The sequence below is a fragment of the Gracilibacillus suaedae genome (genome assembly GCF_017599345.1).
Lineage (GTDB): Bacteria > Bacillota > Bacilli > Bacillales > Amphibacillaceae > Gracilibacillus > Gracilibacillus suaedae.
This window is the reverse complement of sequence record NZ_JAGFVL010000063.1, coordinates 100,275-118,425: the sequence shown is the minus strand read 5'-3', so window position 1 is coordinate 118,425 and position 18,151 is coordinate 100,275. Positions and strand designations below refer to the sequence as shown.

Annotated in this window: 20 protein-coding genes; 3 read left to right on the top strand and 17 right to left on the bottom strand. The window is 36.7% G+C overall.

From position 1 onward, the window contains the following. Positions 1 to 284: 284 nt before the first annotated feature. The 3 genes from racE to J5J03_RS21170 form a co-directional block, all read right to left on the bottom strand. Positions 285 to 1,118 (bottom strand): glutamate racemase, encoded by an 834-nt coding sequence (racE, locus tag J5J03_RS21180; protein WP_331460540.1) that lies wholly within the window; start codon positions 1,116 to 1,118, stop codon positions 285 to 287. Positions 1,119 to 1,131: 13 nt separating this feature from the next. Beyond that, positions 1,132 to 1,587, bottom strand: a complete 456-nt coding sequence (locus tag J5J03_RS21175) for a MarR family winged helix-turn-helix transcriptional regulator (RefSeq protein ID WP_208592380.1) — start codon at positions 1,585 to 1,587, stop codon at positions 1,132 to 1,134. Positions 1,588 to 2,205: 618 nt separating this feature from the next. Further along, positions 2,206 to 2,400, bottom strand: a complete 195-nt coding sequence (locus J5J03_RS21170; protein ID WP_208592378.1) for a hypothetical protein — start codon at positions 2,398 to 2,400, stop codon at positions 2,206 to 2,208. 39 nt (positions 2,401 to 2,439) lie between these two features. Between J5J03_RS21170 and J5J03_RS21165 the strand changes: the two genes are divergently transcribed. After that, a complete protein-coding gene (locus J5J03_RS21165; RefSeq protein ID WP_208592376.1) occupies positions 2,440 to 3,210 on the top strand; it encodes an alpha/beta fold hydrolase in 771 nt (256 codons plus the stop codon). Between the two features lie 106 nt (positions 3,211 to 3,316). On the opposite strand, the gene pseI is transcribed toward J5J03_RS21165, so the two are convergent. From pseI to J5J03_RS21110, 11 genes are all read right to left on the bottom strand, one after another. Next, entirely contained in the window at positions 3,317 to 4,366 is a 1,050-nt protein-coding gene (pseI, locus tag J5J03_RS21160) for a pseudaminic acid synthase (RefSeq protein ID WP_208592374.1), read from the bottom strand. After that, entirely contained in the window at positions 4,363 to 4,875 is a 513-nt protein-coding gene (gene pseH, locus J5J03_RS21155; RefSeq protein ID WP_208592372.1) for a UDP-4-amino-4,6-dideoxy-N-acetyl-beta-L-altrosamine N-acetyltransferase, read from the bottom strand. Before pseH ends, pseI begins: the two co-directional genes overlap by 4 nt. Beyond that, positions 4,868 to 5,932, bottom strand: a complete 1,065-nt coding sequence (gene pseG, locus J5J03_RS21150; protein WP_208592370.1) for a UDP-2,4-diacetamido-2,4,6-trideoxy-beta-L-altropyranose hydrolase — start codon at positions 5,930 to 5,932, stop codon at positions 4,868 to 4,870. The genes pseH and pseG overlap by 8 nt, the downstream gene beginning before the upstream one ends. Positions 5,933 to 5,935: 3 nt before the next feature. Further along, entirely contained in the window at positions 5,936 to 6,667 is a 732-nt protein-coding gene (locus tag J5J03_RS21145) for a cytidylyltransferase domain-containing protein (RefSeq protein WP_208592368.1), read from the bottom strand. After that, positions 6,664 to 7,866 carry a UDP-4-amino-4,6-dideoxy-N-acetyl-beta-L-altrosamine transaminase gene (pseC, locus tag J5J03_RS21140; RefSeq protein WP_208592365.1) on the bottom strand — a complete coding sequence of 401 codons (1,203 nt, stop codon included), beginning with the start codon at positions 7,864 to 7,866 and terminating at the stop codon, positions 6,664 to 6,666. Before pseC ends, J5J03_RS21145 begins: the two co-directional genes overlap by 4 nt. A 15-nt stretch (positions 7,867 to 7,881) precedes the next feature. After that, the gene (locus tag J5J03_RS21135) at positions 7,882 to 8,826 is read right to left on the bottom strand and encodes a dTDP-glucose 4,6-dehydratase (RefSeq protein WP_208592443.1); all 945 of its coding nucleotides are present in this window, start codon (positions 8,824 to 8,826) and stop codon (positions 7,882 to 7,884) included. Between the two features lie 527 nt (positions 8,827 to 9,353). Beyond that, positions 9,354 to 9,932, bottom strand: coding sequence for a class I SAM-dependent methyltransferase (locus tag J5J03_RS21130; protein ID WP_208592363.1), 579 nt, complete (start codon positions 9,930 to 9,932; stop codon positions 9,354 to 9,356). Further along, positions 9,929 to 11,329, bottom strand: a complete 1,401-nt coding sequence (locus J5J03_RS21125; protein WP_208592361.1) for a glycosyltransferase family protein — start codon at positions 11,327 to 11,329, stop codon at positions 9,929 to 9,931. Before J5J03_RS21125 ends, J5J03_RS21130 begins: the two co-directional genes overlap by 4 nt. 3 nt (positions 11,330 to 11,332) lie before the next feature. Next, positions 11,333 to 12,817 carry a hypothetical protein gene (locus J5J03_RS21120; RefSeq protein ID WP_208592359.1) on the bottom strand — a complete coding sequence of 495 codons (1,485 nt, stop codon included), beginning with the start codon at positions 12,815 to 12,817 and terminating at the stop codon, positions 11,333 to 11,335. Positions 12,818 to 12,829: 12 nt separating this feature from the next. Then, positions 12,830 to 13,795 (bottom strand): SDR family NAD(P)-dependent oxidoreductase, encoded by a 966-nt coding sequence (locus J5J03_RS21115; protein ID WP_208592357.1) that lies wholly within the window; start codon positions 13,793 to 13,795, stop codon positions 12,830 to 12,832. Between the two features lie 602 nt (positions 13,796 to 14,397). After that, positions 14,398 to 15,312, bottom strand: coding sequence for a BMQ_0737 family morphogenetic spore coat protein (locus tag J5J03_RS21110; RefSeq protein ID WP_231710867.1), 915 nt, complete (start codon positions 15,310 to 15,312; stop codon positions 14,398 to 14,400). 141 nt (positions 15,313 to 15,453) lie between these two features. Between J5J03_RS21110 and J5J03_RS21105 the strand changes: the two genes are divergently transcribed. Both J5J03_RS21105 and J5J03_RS22215 read left to right on the top strand, forming a co-directional pair. Beyond that, positions 15,454 to 15,816, top strand: a complete 363-nt coding sequence (locus tag J5J03_RS21105; RefSeq protein ID WP_208592355.1) for a hypothetical protein — start codon at positions 15,454 to 15,456, stop codon at positions 15,814 to 15,816. Positions 15,817 to 15,910: 94 nt separating this feature from the next. Beyond that, on the top strand, positions 15,911 to 16,039 hold the full coding sequence (locus J5J03_RS22215) for a hypothetical protein (protein WP_267463671.1): 129 nt from the start codon (positions 15,911 to 15,913) through the stop codon (positions 16,037 to 16,039). A gap of 1 nt (position 16,040) precedes the next feature. Here J5J03_RS22215 and J5J03_RS21100 read toward each other — a convergent pair whose 3' ends face one another. From J5J03_RS21100 to J5J03_RS21090, 3 genes are read right to left on the bottom strand one after another with little or no spacing between them, the layout of a single operon-like run. Further along, positions 16,041 to 17,264: a surface carbohydrate biosynthesis protein gene (locus J5J03_RS21100; protein WP_208592353.1), complete on the bottom strand. Its 1,224-nt coding sequence runs from the start codon at positions 17,262 to 17,264 to the stop codon at positions 16,041 to 16,043. Then, positions 17,257 to 17,577, bottom strand: a complete 321-nt coding sequence (locus J5J03_RS21095; RefSeq protein WP_208592351.1) for a hypothetical protein — start codon at positions 17,575 to 17,577, stop codon at positions 17,257 to 17,259. The genes J5J03_RS21100 and J5J03_RS21095 overlap by 8 nt, the downstream gene beginning before the upstream one ends. Continuing rightward, complete coding sequence (locus J5J03_RS21090; protein WP_208592349.1) at positions 17,564 to 18,151, bottom strand: hypothetical protein; 588 nt, start codon at positions 18,149 to 18,151, stop codon at positions 17,564 to 17,566. The genes J5J03_RS21095 and J5J03_RS21090 overlap by 14 nt, the downstream gene beginning before the upstream one ends.

The window sequence follows — 18,151 nt, the reverse complement described above, 5'->3', positions numbered from 1 at the left end:
TAGACCAACCAAAATAATCTAAAAATCAATTATTATAAGAAAATCTGGACAACTCCCGCATCCAGTTATTTTCACTAAATACTAAGTGTGGATTTGCTATTGTTTTAGTGACCATTATCAACTGTACGGCTGCCACTCCCCTTTTGTTCTGGTAGTATAGAATCTTCGTTGAATGGAGATTCAAATAGACAAAAATAAACAGATAGAATGCCAAGTTATTGGCTTTTCTATCTGTTTATTTCTGCATTTTGCGAACATTTTTTACACGTTACCATTTAATATCGCTAGTAGATAGCACCTTTTCCCAGACTTTTAACTGTATTTAATTCAATCTTATCGACTGCATCTATTTTCTGATTTAACCACCGTGATGCGATTTCATGAAAAACACCGACATCACCAGTAGTGTAGAAATAATGTTGTGGTGGCTGTTCACCTTGATAAAGCTTATTTTGGTATTCTAAAATGGTACTGACTTCCCGTGCGGTTTCTTCCCCTGACGATATCACAGTAACGGTTGATCCTATCTCCTCTTGAATCAATGCTTTAATCATTGGGTAATGCGTACACCCCAATATAAGTGTATCCATATTAGAAAATTTTTTCAATGGTTGTAACGTTTCTTGCACCACTTGACATGCTTCTTCTCCCTGTACCATTCCTTTTTCCACTAAGGGAACAAATCGTGGGCAAGCTAAATCGTGAACTTCAATTTCCCTATTTATTTGCCTTAATGTATCGACATATGCTCTACTTGTAATCGTTCCCTCTGTCCCTATCACACCTATTTCATCCGTGCGGGAATTTGTAATAGCAGCACGTGCACCTGGTTGAATCACTCCTACTACCGGAATCGACAGTTCCTCTCTTAACTGCTCTAACGTAAATGCCGTTGCTGTGTTACAAGCAATAACTAACATTTTAATATCTCTTTCTAATAAAAAGTGGACCATTTCCCAAGTATACTGGATCACTTCTTCCTTCGGGCGCGGTCCATATGGACACCTTTTCGTATCACCCAAGTAAATAATCGATTCTTTCGGTAATTGACGGATTAATTCACTTGCCACTGTTAGTCCGCCAACGCCTGAGTCAATAACTCCAATCGGTTGCTTCACTATCATCGCCTCTTTACAATTTTGCATTTTCTGTTTGTTGTCTCATTTCCTGGTGAAGGAGATGTAATAGTCTTGACAACTGTTCCATATCCTCTGCTTTAACATTCGTTAAAACCTCACCTAAATATTTCTGTCGTTTTTCAATTACTTCCTGGATAATTTTTCTTCCTTTTTCTAATAGGTGGATACGAACCACTCGCCGGTCCTTAGTATCTTTCACTCGTTCCACTATATCGTTCTTTTCCATACGGTCAACTAAATCTGTTGTGGTACTAAAAGCGAGGTTAATTTTTTTGGATAATTCACCTAATGTTAAATCACCTTGCTCTAATAAAAATTGTAAGGCAATGAATTGTGGGGTTGTAATTGGATAATTATTTAATATTTCACGACCTTTTTGCTTGATGATCCCTGATAAAAATCTTAATTCTCTTTCAATATCTGCAATTTGCTCTGCTTCTTTACCCAAATCAAAACGCCCCTTCGTACATAAAGTGAGACTATGAGCAGTGAGATTTGACCCTCAATGATCATTAGTGAAACTTATCAAGGTGTTAGCGTCTGTTATCCCCCACTTAGTGACATGTGTGGTAACAGACGATTAGCACCGTGATAAAAATACATATGTTTACTATAACATTTTTTCTCGATTAAATGTTATACGGAATCTTCTAAGGTTGACAAAAAAGCGTCTAGCCAAGACTAAACGCTTTCGAAATAATATGCTTAAAGTATATACTGCGAAGGGTTGAATGGAATGAGTACTTTGTACGATTCATCAAACCTAGCATAGGGTGGACATTCGTTCCGCTATTTGTATCAAAAGTGCCGTTTTTAAATCCCCCGAGGACATCTATTCCGCTATTCATCGGAAATAACACTCATTTTAACCAAAAATAACTAAATAAAGGATTAAATGTCCGTCACCAACGAAAAATGGGTATTATCTCACAAAATAACGTACTAAATGTCCGCTCTACTAACATTATTGCCTATCACACGCATATGTTGGATGTTACAAGCATGGTATCTTGCCTTATCTATTGTTTGCAAAGATTAATTCCATCCCCTCCGAACCATACCCCAATTACCTTGTTGTTAACCTTTGATAGGAGCGATTATTACCTGTACCAATCACGATTAAACACGTGCTGTTTAACCATTTATGTTTTTCACTGTCGAACTGTAACGTTCCGAAAGATTCTAATTTTTCGACAATTGGTTTTCGAAAGAATAAAAAAAGAATAATTGCTAAAACTCCAACTATTAGAAACATACTCATCATCATTACCTCCTATACTTTTAATTCGGAGATGGTATTATGCCTTATACAACGAATCATCCTGCAATTTATTATCAAAAAGTCGGTAGTGGAACAGCAGTCATATTTATCGCTCCGCCAGGAATGGGCCACTTAACATTCCGTTATCAAACATTGCTTCAACATAGCTTTACCGTTATTACTTTTGATAACAGAGGGGATTGCCGTAGTGGCTATTCAGAGACAAAATTAACTTTTTCTCAGTTTGTAGATGACGTGAAAAGTGTGTTAGATGAAAATAAAATCTCTAAAGCCATTGTTTGTGGTTATTCTAACGGTGGCTTAATTGCACAACAATTCGCTATAGCTTATCCAGAGCATACATTAGCACTTATTATGATTGGAGCTTACCATTCACCGAAAAGCTTAATGCTTCGTACGGAATATAAAATAGGCATAACAGTTGCTAGAAACAATTGGATTCCATTACTAGCAAAAGCACTTGCTTTCAATCATTTTTCAGATAAAAAAGCAGCAAAAGAAATAGAACTGGAAATAAAGAAAACAAACGCTGATATGTTGCAACAACAATATCAATTAGGCTTGGATTATGACAATGAGCAGCAACTACATAATATTAATGTACCACTATTAATTATCTATGGTGCGAACGATCATTACGTACATTCCTATCAAAACATCTTTCGCAGAAGGTTAAAAGATGTTGAAGTTGCCTATGTTCATCGTTCTAAGCATCAAGTGCCAACCAAATATTTCCACGAATGTAATGCTATCATTTATGAATGGGCGAAGCGAAAACAAATCGAATAAGCACTCGTTCACACAAAATCACTCCAAATAATATATGTGATTAGAAGTTAAACCGCAATAATTTTACAAGGCTGCCAAACTTAATTAGACAGCCTTGTAAAAACTGCTAGATAAAATCCCATGATAATGGGGTCCCTTTTTCAATAGACTGATTTACGGTTTTACCCAGACACATTTCATAGTATTTTGGAGCTAATCCAAATCCGGGACGAATAATGCGAATATTATGACGGGTTAATGGTTCCCCTTTCCTGACATGTTCCGTAACATAAATGGACCTTCGATATTTTTTAGATTGATCCTCTGCTTTCGTCGGTCCGTATTGGACTTTCCCCATTGCCTGCCAGGCTCTTTTTGTTTCTTGGACTAGTAAGTGAAATTCCTCTGGTTCCAATGAAAATTGTGCGTCTACTCCTCCGTCCTGTCGGGAAAGGGTAAAATGTTTTTCGATTACCGAAGCCCCCAATGCTACACTTGCGACAGCAACACCGCTTCCTAACGTGTGATCTGATAAGCCGATTGGACATTGAAATAATTCTTTCATATGTGGAATTGTTTTAATATGACTATTTTCAGGGGTTGCTGGATACGTACTTGTGCATTTTAGTAAAATGAGCTCCTTACAGCCTTCTTCTTTGGCTGCTTGAACTGTTTCTTCAATTTCTGCCACGTTACACATACCAGTTGAAATAATCATCGGTTTTTTGGTTCTGGCGACTTTACGAATCAACGGAATATCCGTACATTCAAAAGAAGCAATTTTATAACAAGGCACATGTAAGCTTTCTAAAAAGTCTACAGCTGTTGCATCAAACGGTGAGCTGAACGCGATCATCCCTAACTCTTGGCACCGGTCAAAAATCGACTGATGCCATTCCCAAGGAGTATAAGCTTCCTGATATAAATGATATAATGATTTGTTTTTCCATGGACTATTTGGATCTGAAATAACAAAGTCACCTTTTTCGACTTCTAGTGTCATCGTGTCAGCAGTATAGGTTTGAATCTTGAGTGCATCTGCCCCAGCATTCGCAGCTGCTTCTACTATTTCCAAAGCACGTTCTAACGATTGGTTATGATTCCCTGACATTTCTGCAATGACAAACGGCTCATATTCTGTACCAATTTTTCGATTGTGGATCGTTACTTCCTTCATTGGGTTCCCCCTTTCCAATCTTCCTTAAGCAAACCTAGTGCCCACACATCATAATATTGACCTTCTTTGTTAACATGTTTACGTAAGATACCTTCTATTTTAAAACCAAGCTTTTGATGAAAGTGAAAGCTTGGTTTATTAGTTTCCATTACTTCCGCACAAACTTTTCGTATACCCTGATCAAAAATGTGAGCAAATGCTAAAGAAGCCATTTTTGTTCCGGAACCTTTTGGTGCATCTAGTTCTCCAATATAGAACCCCCAGTAACACCGCTGATGCTGCTTCTGTTTATCAAAAAATTGTACAAGTCCAAGTGGTTTGTCATGTTGGACATAAATGAAAACATCATAATGAGGATCAGTGGACACTTTCTCATACCACTTTACATGTTCCTGCCAAGTAATCTCTTTACCAGTATACATATACTGTTTAATATGTTTACTATTTCGCCAAGCTAACACTTGTTCCAGATCATTTACTTCCAGTTTTCTCAAAAAACTATCAGTCATCAGTTCCCTCCTTCAGCATAAAACGTGAAACAGAACAATGATCAACATTTTCTCTGAAGTTTGCTAGCCGGTCTGTCATTCGCTGTAATAGTTCAGGTGTATCGCTTAATCGCCTTAATGCTTCTTTTATGTCTACAGGTTTTACCTCTCTATTTTTACCTAAATGATACACAAACCCTTTGGTATGCAAATGATGTAATATTTTAGATTGATTATCCGTTACCTCAAGGGTGATGGCAGGTAATTGCATATAACATCTTTCCCACGTTGTTGTTCCTCCTGCACCAATTGCGATATCCGCTTCCGTCATTAATTCTGCAATACGATTGGTTTGTTCATATAACTGAATATTTTCATGCTGCTCGACAAAATGCCGTAGCTCTTTGATTTGTTGGTTGGACGTCCCCGTAACTGCATCTATCTGCCAACGCTCATCACGAAGCTGCGTGATAGCCTTTAATGCTTTATACGTTTCATTAGTTGGATCACTCCCACCAAAAGAAACAAGAATACGACCTATGGTACTTCTTTTCCTCTCATGTAGTTTCGTCATCACAAATTCTTCTCTTAATAAAAGGTATCGGGGACCCAACAGCAGATCCGTATTTGGTGGAACCAATTGTTGATAGCGTTTCTCTTTGTTTGGAAGCAGATTTTGATCTAGCAAACTGTCACAGTAATGTCTACGGTTTGCTAGATCATCAATTACCATCAATTGGTCTACAAATGCTTTTACTGCAGCCTCCCATCGATAATCTAAATCATAATGATCTACTACAAAGTAATCAAAACAAGGATTTTGTCGAATGAACTCAATCGTTTCTTCTGCATCCTTTCTCCAATTTGCTCGCAAATTGTCGATCGTCGTAGAATGGGATAAAACATGGACTGGGAACCCTTTCGCTTCAATATGGCTAATTAAATTTCCTGGGAAATGGTAACAAAAGAAAATAATCTCTACACCATGTGTTCTTAACTGTTCTGCTAATACTAAACAACGCATGACATGACCAGTACCAATTTGATTAGATGCATCAGCACGAATACCGATTCGCATAAGTTATCTCCAGCCCTTTTGCTTAATGTTCGCATTGATTGTTAGCCAATCTGGATGATTCTCTAATAATTTAATTATATCTTCTAACATATAATATTGATTTTTCGGTTCTAGTGATTGGATGATTTTTTTGATTAATCGAAAGTCTTCTATGGTGTCGACAGTTAAACGGTAGTTACTATAATCAGCATGATGAAGAACATTAACGATATCAAATTGTTCTGGATGATCTCTGATATAGGTAGTAACATGTTCACGATCACTATTACGGCAAGCTACCTTGTTTATTTTCTCTAATGTTTGCCTCGTAAACACTTCGATATCATAGCCTCTCGGATATGTCCTCTCGAGAACATTTGCAACATAATCGACATGTTTATTTGTTACAAAAGCTTTGATAACATGATCGATTGTTTGCGCATCTATGACCGGACAATCAGCAGTTAAACGAACAATTACATCAGCTTCTGTTTTTTTCGCTGCTTGATGATAACGGCTCAACACATCTTTTTCCGATCCTCGGAAATAATGAAGCTTCTCTGACTTGCAAAAATCTACAATAACATCATCTTTTCTGTTGTCAGTTGTCGCAATCACGACTTCATCCAAATAAGACGAATGTCGAATCCGGTCTACCTGATACTTGATCATTGGCTTTCCAAGTACTGTTCGTAAAACCTTTCCTGGTAGCCGGGTAGAACCCATTCTAGCTTGAATGATCGCTACAATTTTCATAATGGCACCTCGTAATGAGATAGGACTTTCATCACAGCAGCAATCACATCATCTACATCCTCGTCAGTCATTTTTGGAAAGAGTGGTAAAGTTATCGTGGCTTGATACAACGTTTCTGCATGCGGGCACAGGCCTTTTTGGTACCCTAACTGTTGATAATAAGGGTGAAAATATACCGGAATATAATGAACATTTACACCGATATTTTCTTTTTGTAATGCTTGAAAAATTTCTGTTCGGGTCGCTTTTAGTTTATCCAATTGTAGTTGCATGACATAAAGGTGCCAACTCGAGTTAGTATCAGCTAACTGGTAAGGTAAAGTAATCTGATCAACCTCACGAAAAGCTTCATTATATTTCAATACAATAGCTCTTCTTTTTTTTAAAAAGCTATCAATTTTATTCGCCTGACTTAACCCAAGAGCTGCTTGCAAATCTGTCATTCGGTAATTAAATCCTGGAGACTGCATTTCATAGTACCAAGGTTGATCTGAAACCGCTAATCGTTTCTGATCCCGTGTTATACCATGGTTTCTAAAATCTCTGAGTTTTTGATAATAAACAGGATTATCCGTCGTAATCATGCCACCTTCACCTGCTGTAATATGCTTTACTGGATGAAAGCTAAACATCGTCATATCAGCTAACGATCCTACCTTTTGTTTATGGTAACTTGCACCAAGAGCATGAGCAGCATCTGAAATAAACGGAATAGAATGCTTATCTGCAATCGCCCGTATTCGGCCATAGTCTACTGGCTGACCGGTAAAGTCCACCGTTATAATCGCTTTTGTATTCTCTGTAATTTCTGCCTCGATTTTCTGAGGAGAAATGTTGTAGGTGTTGGGATCAACATCAGCAAATATCACATTGCCACCCTGATAGAGAATGGTATTCGCTGTAGCAGCAAAAGTAAGGGGGGTCGTGATTACTTGATCATTGTGTTGAATCCCTACTGCAAAACATGCTCCATGAAGTGCAGCCGTCCCACTCGAAAAGGCAACGGCATATTTAGCACCAACATAGTCTGCAATCTTCTGTTCAAACAGCTCGATCGTTGGGCCAGTTGTAAGATAGTCGCTCTTCAAAACTTTTAGAACTGCCTGTGCATCAGAGCTATCTATCCATTGCGTCCCATAGGGCAAATAACTTTCTCTAACTGGCTTTCCACCATAGATTGCTAACGTACGCTCAGACATAAATCATCCTTCCCTTTAAATAAGATTTGTTGATTGAATCCATTCTTCTGTTTTCTGAATCCCCTCTTCCAAACTGAACATTGGCTGCCAACCTAATAATTTCTTCGCCTTATCATAGTTACATAGTAATTTTGGGATCTCGCTTTGCGGATGAATATGGGTTACATGTTGTATGCGGCTTTGATCTTTAGTAATTAATAGTGCCAGCTCATTGATACTGATATCTTTTCCTAATCCTGCATTGATAATTTCGCCATTCGTTTCATCTGCATAACCCGATTCCACTACAAACCGAGCACAATCTTCGACGTAGAGTAAATCTCGTGTTTGTGTTCCATCTCCGAAAATGGATAAAGACTTGCCAGTTAATTTATTTTTTATAAAGATCGCAACTACCCCACCTTCGCCACCTGTTTTTTGGTAGGGGCCATACGTGTTAAACGGACGAATCACTGTTACTGGCAGACTGTAGGCGTAATAATAAGATAACACCATATTCTCAGCAGCTAATTTAGAGCCCGCGTATGGAGAAGCTGGTTTTATCAGGTTGGTTTCACTAATACCGTTGTCATCACTCGCTTTATCATAAACCATACATGTGCTCATAAACACGATTTTAACGGAATATTTTCGGCATGCTTCCAAAACGTGAAACGTGCCTATCACATCATTATGAAAAGTCGTTTCTGGATTATCAATACTGTCCTGCACATTGATACTTGCTCCTAAGTGGTAACATATATCAAATTGTTCCTTAAACAGCTCCTCCAATAGCTGCTTATCTTTGATATCACCTTCTATTAATCCATGAAAATGTGGATGTTGCTCAAACTCCATTACATTTTCCTTTCTGCCGTTAGACAAATCATCAAACACCCACACATGATGTTGATCCTCTATTAGTTTGGCTACCACCCAGCGACCGATAAAGCCTGCTCCGCCTGTAACGAGAATATTCAAATTCATCACCTTCCTTCAACATTTAAGGAATCATATCCAACATTGGCTTCATTTTGTACTGTCATAAAACATCAATTTTTGCTAAGGAATTTTTAGTTGCTTTAAAAACTGAAGTTAATTCTTCTATCGTTGATCCATCGCATTAGCTGGTTCTTCTCGTTGAAAAATTGACTTCAACTGATCCGTTTCAATAGGAAAAATTCCGAAAGAACACTTGCTGATATCGGAGAAACAGAATACTCCAGTCCATTGATCGTTTCGAAAATATCCTGTTGATCGTCCATCCTCAGCTAAAAGCAAACTACGCAAAAACCAAATATATACGTGTAATCGAAAGTCCTACGTGTAAATCAATATTCTTATAAAAATCTAATTTACCTGAGCCACCTGATAAGTCAATGACATCAATCGATGACTCTGGCCATTTCTCGACATTTGTTACCGTTTCTAGAATAACTGGATAAAATTAATAATTCATTTACAAACTTCCATCATTACTTCAATGGATCCATTCAGACCGTATGAAACTATTTCTTCTTGAAAATACGCAGTGTATAATTGGGTAGTTTGATGCTTTCGCCGGTTGATTCTTCCATTTGTTTAAAACCTAACCCTTCAAATATGTCACGATAATTACGGGGAAAAATACGCCAATGTTCATCAGTCTCCGCTTCAAGTGTGATCAAATAAGATTTAGTTATCCTAGCTATATGATTAAATATCCATTCACTGTCTGGATGAATATGTTCCAGAACTGCCATCGTAAAAACAAGGTCATAATGATCTTTCTCCATATGCTTTAAAACAGATTCAACAGGTGCATGAATAATATCTGTATTTTCCGCTAGTTTTGGATAAACTCTATGGAGCTCTTCTACTGCTTCCTGACTAATTTCAATACCTGTTAACTCTTGATAATCATTTTCGAATAAATGATGCAAGTTTCTCCCTACATTACATCCAATTTCCAAAATACGTTCGTTTGGTTGTATATACTTCTCAACATAACTTAATAAAAAGCTACTTCGCTCTGTTTTTAAATTGTACTTTTCTGGATGACTATTTTGCTTCCAGTACTCATGAATTTCGCTTAATGATTTTTTCACTTTATATCTCCTCTCCTTAATTGGTCCACTAAATCTCGCAGTCGTTGACTTGAAGAACTTTGATCTGGATAGGCATAAGCAAGAAATTGAGTTTGATTCTTTTGGACAAATTTTTGCCATTTAGCCTGTTTGAAATACAATTGAATCATGTCTGCTAATTTCATTGGATCGTGATGGACTTGCGAATGTACCTTGTTGTAATATCCCGTATAACTTGGTAGCTTTGTATGCAAAATAAAGACTGGCTTTCCAAAAAGCATCGCTTCTAATGCAACCGTAGATGCATAAGAAACAACGGCATCAACATTTGGAAGAACATCGTAAAGTGTAAGGTTTTTGGTAGATTTTATTGTAGAATAATCGAGTAATAATGGATGCCGTTCATCATTCGGAAAATCTCGCAATATGAGATTAAGATTTAATGTTTCTTCTAATTGATTTACTACCATTTTCCACTCCTCTATATCGCGTTGACCTCGAACAATCAGCAGTAATGTTTTTTTTCGTTTATCTAAGTCTAAATGTTCCATCATTTGCGCTTTAGTAGTAGCAGGTTTTTGTAAGCTTTGGTCAAATCTTGGATGACCGATTATTTTTACATCACCTTTCGGAACTCCGCTTTGCACGTACCAATCTTTTTCAAACTGACCATAAACAGCATCAACTGTTGCTACTTTTGGTAAATAACCGAACTCATTGCCAATAATGCCATGTTGCATACAGATTGTAGGAATGCCATGCTTTTTCGCTACAAAAGCCATCACTCTGCCAAAATGATTCGGACTTGACATAACTACAACAGAAATAGTAGTTTTTCTAATCAATTTTTCCATCCTATCTATTTGATCGATGACAAAGTTGATTTTTTTATGAAACATATATTGAAACACCTGATCCTGATAGAGATGGTGAGCCGAGAATCGCTGCAAGAACGTTTGTATTTGCTGTTTAATTTTTGCTTTGGGTTTATCTATATGACGTGATAAAAAATCCTGCAAATAGTAGATATTTGATTGAGCTTGATCATGAGGATATTTATAGGTTTTTATAAATATAGTTTTGTCTTTCTCGAAATATCTCTCATATGCTTCCGTTGGTATTCGAAGTAGTGAATCTGCTAAGAAAGCGATCTGCCCATTTCTCACCTTCTGTGGTGTCTGCCATGTTGCTAGATAATTGGTGAAAACAGCTTGCACTTGCTCACGGTTTGTTACATCATGATGCAATACTTGTTTGAAAGATTGCTTTGACATTCTCCCCCATATATCTGTGTGATGACGGATAAGACTAGGAAAATGAACGAGATAAGATAGTCGATAGCCTCGATAGACTATTTCTTTAAAATCCTCGACAAAGTCTAAATATAGCGACCAATAATTTTCCCTGTAAATATTCATCCATTATCCTTCCTTTACTATTATCCGATTAACTAATTCATTCAGACGATCGATCGATTTCTGCGTACTTGGATAGGCATGGTGAAGAAATTCTATTCGCTTTTTCTCTGCGTAATGCCGGGAGTCAGCTTTTGTAAAATACGCAATCACTTTCTCAGCTAACTGTTGAGGCTCATATTGCATAAGGTCTCCTAGTCCTTGATAATAACCAGTTGCTCCAGGGAATTCTTTGTTCAGCACAAAAGTTATCTTATTACTTAACATAGCTTCTAAGCCTACCGTTGAAGAATAAGTTATCACAGCATTCACATGTGGGAACAAGTCGTAGATTCCAAAACCTTTCGTATCAAAGACATTAGAAAACTCTTTCGTTAATTGATGTGGTTGCTTACTAGGATAGTTTTTAATGAGAATATTAAACGTTTGCTTATTATTTAGAGTTTGAATTAATTTCTGCCATTGAGCAATATCATCATTTCCCCTGACAGCAATCATAATTGTTTTTCGATTATGGTTTAAACCTAATTGTTGATAAAATAAATTTCGTTTTATTCTAGGTTGTCTGTATTTTTGATCAAATCGGGGGTGGCCAATGATCTCGAGCGCATTTTCATCTATTCCAAGCTGTTGATACCAATCTTTCTCATATTGGCCATATAGCGCATCTACGGTAGCGATTTTGGGAATATAACCTAGCTCGCTTGATATAATACCATGCTGCATACAAATCGAAGGTATGCCTTTACTTGAACCAACAACCGCCAGAATCCGACTGATGAAACTATGCGTAGTCGATACAACAATACATGAGATTTTCACCTGTTCCAGCAACTTTTCTACCTTTTCCATATAGATGATGACAGATGAAATATTTTGCAGTAACCATTTTTGAAAAGTAGATCTGCTGTATAATGGATGGTCTTTATGATTAGCTAATATCTCTCTCGCTTTTTGCTGTACTTGTTTGATTTCTAACTCTACATTTACTTCCATTTCACCAAAATAATATAACGGGATGTGTTGAATTTGAGTTATCTTATTTCTTTGTTTTGTCATTACTACTGTTTGGTTGAGTGGTCGAGCACGAATTTTCTTTTTTGCAGAACGTTTTTTATTTTTCTGATTGGATCCATTCGTTATCATAATCGTATTAGCCGGTGAAAATTTTTTTTGTAAACTTAAGTTAGGAAACCGGAGTAATTTATCTACATGTATTGCAATTTTACCACCGGATCTAGGTTGGTTCGCTTTATGCTTTGCCGTAAAAGCATTAAATTTATCTTGAATATCTTTCGATGACATCACTTCTCGTTTCGCATATTTTGTATAGAAGCCCTCTTTCAGTTGATTCATTAAATTTTCGTTAGGCAAGACATAAGCTGGCAAATGACAAAAATGAACAATCTCATAATCTCGGTAAGTTAAGGATTCAAAATCATGAAGAAAATCGAGATACATTGACCAATAATTCTTTAGGAATTTGTCCATGATTTCCTCCTCTTAAATCAGATTTGCTCCAGTTAACAGTTGATAAAGCTCCTCTTGACTTATTACCTGCTGATCTGCAGAACTGTAGGTACCTTGTTTTGTTTTTTTTGCATTGACATAGCTGACACCTGTATCTATCGGAATCACAAACATATTAGAAAATTCCCATGCGTGTAATGATTCTTCATATGTCATAAGTTCTTCATACATTTTTTCACCTGCTTTTAAACCAATAATTTCAGTCGTCACTTGTTGCTGCGATTGTTTGATTAATATTTCAGCTAAATCTCCTAATCGAATAACAGGCATTTTCAAAACAAATATTTCTCCTCCTTTTGCTTCCTTTAATGCCTTAATGGTCAGTTTAGTTGCTTGTGATACAGTCATCATAAACCTTGTCATATCAGGATCGGTTACAGTTATTTTCTGATGTGACCGTATTTGTTCCTGAAAAAGTGGTATAACTGAACCTCTTGATCCCATTACATTACCAAAACGGACACTTGCAAAAACGGTGTTACTTTCTCCTGCTGCTGTTATTAAACGTTCACCAATTAGTTTAGTAGCACCATATGCATTTGTTGGAGAAATCGCCTTATCTGAACTGGTGAAAATGACTTTTTTCACTTTGTTTGCTATCGATGCTTTCATTACATGGTAGTTTCCGATAATATTCGTTTGAACAGCTTCGATTGGATTTTGCTCACAGGCATCAACTCTTTTCATTGCAGCTAGTTGCAGCACATAGTCTACATTTGTCATTACCTCTTCTACTCGATCTTCATCTCGAACGTCTCCGATTACAAATTCAAGTGTGTTATGATGGTTGAATTGTTCTTTTACGACATTTTGCTTGTATTCATCGCGACTAAATATTTTAATTTTTTTTGGTTGGTCTTTTAACAGTTCTGCAATTATACTTGTTCCAATTGTGCCAGTACCTCCAACAACTAAAATCGTCCTATCTTTAAAAAACACAGCTGTCCCTCTTTCCTATTTACATAAGGCTTTATTAAATGGTACTTGTATATGTATATTGAATAGTCGGAAAACAGTAACGACCGCAGCCTATTCAGAACTACCCATTTATATAATAGCTAGAAGAAGAGCGCCCGCTTAAAAACGTAGCGGCTTTAGAATCAACTGAGATAAAGGAATCACTGAGAAAAGCGTACCGATGATGACTTTCACCTAAAGGTATAAGTGCGACTAAGCCTCTGGTTTAACCAATCGGCAAGTCTTCTTTATCGTAGGGCGATTCGTGAAGTCGCCTAGTTTTTGGCACTCGAAGCTGGACGCGGCTAAACAGGTTGCCTACATGTTATCCACATCCGAAAAATTTATAATTTCCTGGTAATATTTCCGAACTAGCCAGGGAGCATCAATATAGAACAATATGCGAGGGGCGTATCATCCGGTAACGTTACCTAATAAAAATATAAATAAAGCAACCCGGCAAGTTGCTTAACTATTATGTAATTTTTTCCATAAGGTCAAGCTTATTCGGCATGCCTAAAAACATAAAATTAAATATATATTTACTATTGACATAGTACGGCTAGACAACAAAAAAGAGAGGGTTATTCCTCTCCTTTTGTCTCTGTTGCTTCTTCATTTGTTGGGGCTTCTGAGTGAGTTGCTTCATTTAATAGTTCTTCATTTAATGTTAATTCCTGATTTGTTAGTTCATTTGACTCGTCTTCAACAGCCGTTATTTCGTTTGATTCCTGTATGGTATGTGTCGTTTCTTCTACTGATTGTGGTTCTGTGCTCATCATTCCGAGCGAATTTTTATTACTTGGTACATGTTTTTTCTTTTTACTTATTTCAGGCTCTACTGCAGGAAAAACAACTGGGCATTGTGCCGGGATCGTTGGTGTTGGGCAAGGCGGAACTGGTAACATATCACGCGGCTGACAAAAATCAGCTTCTAACTCAATTGTAACCTCATGTGTTGATTGAATGCTTTGACATATCCGAACTGTTATTGCCACATTTAATTCATCGATTTCCGTCGTTGTACCTGTATCACAATTTACCGAACACACAAAACAATTTAAGTCTGTATAGGATACATTAATATCTGTTCCTTCTGGTGCACAAAGTATCACTTGCTCACAACGCGAAAAAGTAGCAGTACCAATTTCAATTGCTCCCCCACCAAGCTCTGGTATCAATTGTGCATACACGATGACATCAAAGCATTTACGGATGTTCACAACTTGTAAAGTGACTTCTGCTCCGTCTATTATAAATACTTGATCTTCACGATCTAACACAACAATTGAATCTTCCTCCGCTGGAATAACCTCACAAGATATGGTATTTAGGTTAATATCGTCGCATTCTAATTGGGCACCAGTCACCGTATTAATTGGCAACTCCAATCCATCTATATTTAAATCAAATGTTGCCTCATTTAGAACCCAGTCATATACTTTTTCGGTATTGATACACAATAACTCCTGCCCACCCATTATGTGGTTAATTGCCATTTCACTTTCACACCTCCATATGATCGTCATCTCCCTATAGACTATGAAACTAATAGGTAAAACGTTAATGTTATTTCACGGTTTATCGAAAGCATCATACATTAGATATTAGGCGATAATCACAAAAGGAGGTTTCAAAAAATGAACGAAAAAAATGATCAATTAGATATCGAAAGCCTAAGCGAAGTGCTTGTGGAACTACAACAAGAGGTACAGTCCATTAAAGGGGACGTGGAGAAATTACGAATAGCGAAATTGATTGATAGGTTAGAGCTATTTATTAATGAAATGAATGGTGTCAAACAGAACGTCGATCAGCTACAGAAAGGCTTAACCGAGATGAGAAAACCAGCAACATCTAAAAAGACAAATTATCAGTCATCAGAATACAGTAAGTTGCAAAGAATGCTCCAATCAGTTCAAAAAGATAGCTCTAACCATACAAATAGAAAGTGGAATAACCCAACGACTGAGATAACAGCTATTCACAGTAATAAACGATAAATACCTAGTTTTTCGCCAACACTTTCATTCGTCCAAACCTTTTTTAAAACATACCAATATACTGAAATGGACAATAAATAAAGGAGATGTCTTAATGAAAGCTAAACAAATCACAAAAAAAGTAGGCAATTATTTTAAATCATCAAATGAACCAATCGTGATCACCTCTCAGATTAAAAGAAAAGCTATAAGAAGAAGCAAAGGCGGCTGCTGTATGAAATAATTCATATTGGTTTAATATGGAAGAGATTTCGCGAAATTTGCTTGATCGTCCGCTTTGGCGATTGATCCTCTATATCATCTAACTTTTGATAAAAGGATGTAATTTCTTCTACAGACAATGAAAATTTTCGCTTTTGCTTTCGAAGGTTTTTTTTCTGTTGAATCTTATGATTCGAACGGCTATCAGGTGGTGATGGCAACGAAATCGTATTACATAAATCTAAAATATGATCAACAGCATAACTATTTTTTTCCCAGCTACAATAATGATACAACCTATCATCACCTGGAATAACAGCTTGATGATCTAATAGCTGATCAATGTTATCACGTAACTCAGTCAGACTTGTTGCCTTAAAACCTAATAGATTTGGCAGCTCTATCTCATTTGTTTCAAAAGGTTGATAGACAATCACTGGCTGATCCAGAAGAAATGCTTCAATACCCGATGTACAACCATTATGGATCACGAGTTTTGCTGCTAATATCCATTTAATAATGACGCCTTCATGAACCACATGTACATTTGATATATTTCGGAACTCTCGACGATACGAATTAAAGTTTTCAGCTGGGTGAGGACGAATAACTAAATTCACATGAGGGAAATCTCTTGCAGTCTGATGAATCATTTTTAAAAAAGCTTCATAAAGTGCTTTGATATGTTGGGCAAAGAACGTATTGTTTTTGCCTTTTACGGTATTATATAAAGAGAACCTGGTGTTGATTAAAATAAAATCTCCATAATGTTGTTGCAGGCTTTTTACATCATCCTGATACAGAGATCGAAATTTAGGCTTTAGTAGATCAAGTCGTGGATTACCTACAACATGACATTTATCAGCCATATCAGGATATGTATCACTAATGATTTGTTTTTGGTGCTCACCCCAGCAATATTCTTGTTCTACAAGCTTTAATGTATCTTTTCTCATTCGGTCACGTATATATTGATTTTTTTCAATTAATAATCCTTCTTCATCCAGTTCGACAACAGTTTGGCCATGTTCAATAGCATTGGTGACCATTCGTTTCCGAAATCCTTTTGGTCCACCTTTTGCGAAATAAATGCCTGACGGATTATTAGCTGCTGCTTTCGCTACTAATAGAAGGTCACCAATAATTACTTGATAGCCTTGGCGTACTGCGTAATAAGAAAGAAGTAATTTGGCATCCAATTCACGCACTTTCACTTCTATCGGTAAATATAACCATCGATTAGTCATTTTCGCTACTTCCTTGTACCCGATCTTTTAATAATTGAATCAATTCTTCATAACCTTGACGATTTTCTTCAATATGACGATCTAATATCTCCGTCAGCTCTGATAAATTAACATGAGTACTATCGATATGTTTACTGTTATTATTCATAAACAAAAACATGAGCAGCATATGCAATGTTTCGTTTTCCAAATATACAAAACTATTATTCTTTTTATAATCCTCCTTATGGATACGGTCGATATAATCTTTCATATATTGGCTTATTATTTGGTTGATATCGAATGATTGTTGGTCTCTTTTACTTTTTTTCATGTAGATCGCCCTCCTGTTGCCGATCTGCTACCGAACCGTTCAAGTTAATCTGATTCAATGCATTCACACCATCAGGTAACTCATTACCATAAGTGAATCCCTGGATCGTTCCTGAGTATTTACCTGTTGGAATCCATTTAATTTGGAAATTGGAAAATGTTAATGTCTCACCTGGTTCAATTGTCTGTTGTTGGGTCGGCCTTAGCCAAATTTCATTTTTGTCAGATGGTTCATTAATTCGCTCCCATGCATTTGAGAGCATTCTTGCTTGTTTGGAATTTTGGTAGAGGTATTTTCCCGAAAATTGAAAGTCAATGTTGGCTGTGATCTTCAGTCCTATATGTGGGTTAGTTAAGGCTTTATTTCCAACATTCTGAACATGAAAGGAACCTATGCCATAATTCTCTCTATCCTCTTGGTGTGCCAGTTGAAAAGAAGAGGTAAAATAGCAAATAATCTTTAAATGTTCCGTAACACCTAAATCTTGAATTAAACCTTTTATTTGGTCTAAATAAGATGACTGCTCCTCTTGCCAGTCAATTAATTTTTGTTGTATTTCCTGATGATCAGACAT

Excerpts from the sequence above, each read along its gene's own strand:
- J5J03_RS21170 (WP_208592378.1), bottom strand. The coding sequence starts at position 2,400 with ATGAGTATGTTTCTAATAGTTGGAGTTTTAGCAATTATTCTTTTTTTA.
- J5J03_RS21165 (WP_208592376.1), top strand. The coding sequence starts at position 2,440 with ATGCCTTATACAACGAATCATCCTGCAATTTATTATCAAAAAGTCGGT.
- pseI (WP_208592374.1), bottom strand. The coding sequence starts at position 4,366 with ATGAAGGAAGTAACGATCCACAATCGAAAAATTGGTACAGAATATGAG.
- pseH (WP_208592372.1), bottom strand. The coding sequence starts at position 4,875 with ATGACTGATAGTTTTTTGAGAAAACTGGAAGTAAATGATCTGGAACAA.
- pseG (WP_208592370.1), bottom strand. The coding sequence starts at position 5,932 with ATGCGAATCGGTATTCGTGCTGATGCATCTAATCAAATTGGTACTGGT.
- J5J03_RS21145 (WP_208592368.1), bottom strand. The coding sequence starts at position 6,667 with ATGAAAATTGTAGCGATCATTCAAGCTAGAATGGGTTCTACCCGGCTA.
- pseC (WP_208592365.1), bottom strand. The coding sequence starts at position 7,866 with ATGTCTGAGCGTACGTTAGCAATCTATGGTGGAAAGCCAGTTAGAGAA.
- J5J03_RS21125 (WP_208592361.1), bottom strand. The coding sequence starts at position 11,329 with ATGAATATTTACAGGGAAAATTATTGGTCGCTATATTTAGACTTTGTC.
- J5J03_RS21120 (WP_208592359.1), bottom strand. The coding sequence starts at position 12,817 with ATGGACAAATTCCTAAAGAATTATTGGTCAATGTATCTCGATTTTCTT.
- J5J03_RS21110 (WP_231710867.1), bottom strand. The coding sequence starts at position 15,312 with ATGGCAATTAACCACATAATGGGTGGGCAGGAGTTATTGTGTATCAAT.
- J5J03_RS21105 (WP_208592355.1), top strand. The coding sequence starts at position 15,454 with ATGAACGAAAAAAATGATCAATTAGATATCGAAAGCCTAAGCGAAGTG.
- J5J03_RS22215 (WP_267463671.1), top strand. The coding sequence starts at position 15,911 with ATGAAAGCTAAACAAATCACAAAAAAAGTAGGCAATTATTTTAAATCA.
- J5J03_RS21100 (WP_208592353.1), bottom strand. The coding sequence starts at position 17,264 with ATGACTAATCGATGGTTATATTTACCGATAGAAGTGAAAGTGCGTGAA.
- J5J03_RS21095 (WP_208592351.1), bottom strand. The coding sequence starts at position 17,577 with ATGAAAAAAAGTAAAAGAGACCAACAATCATTCGATATCAACCAAATA.
- J5J03_RS21090 (WP_208592349.1), bottom strand. The coding sequence starts at position 18,151 with ATGTCTGATCATCAGGAAATACAACAAAAATTAATTGACTGGCAAGAG.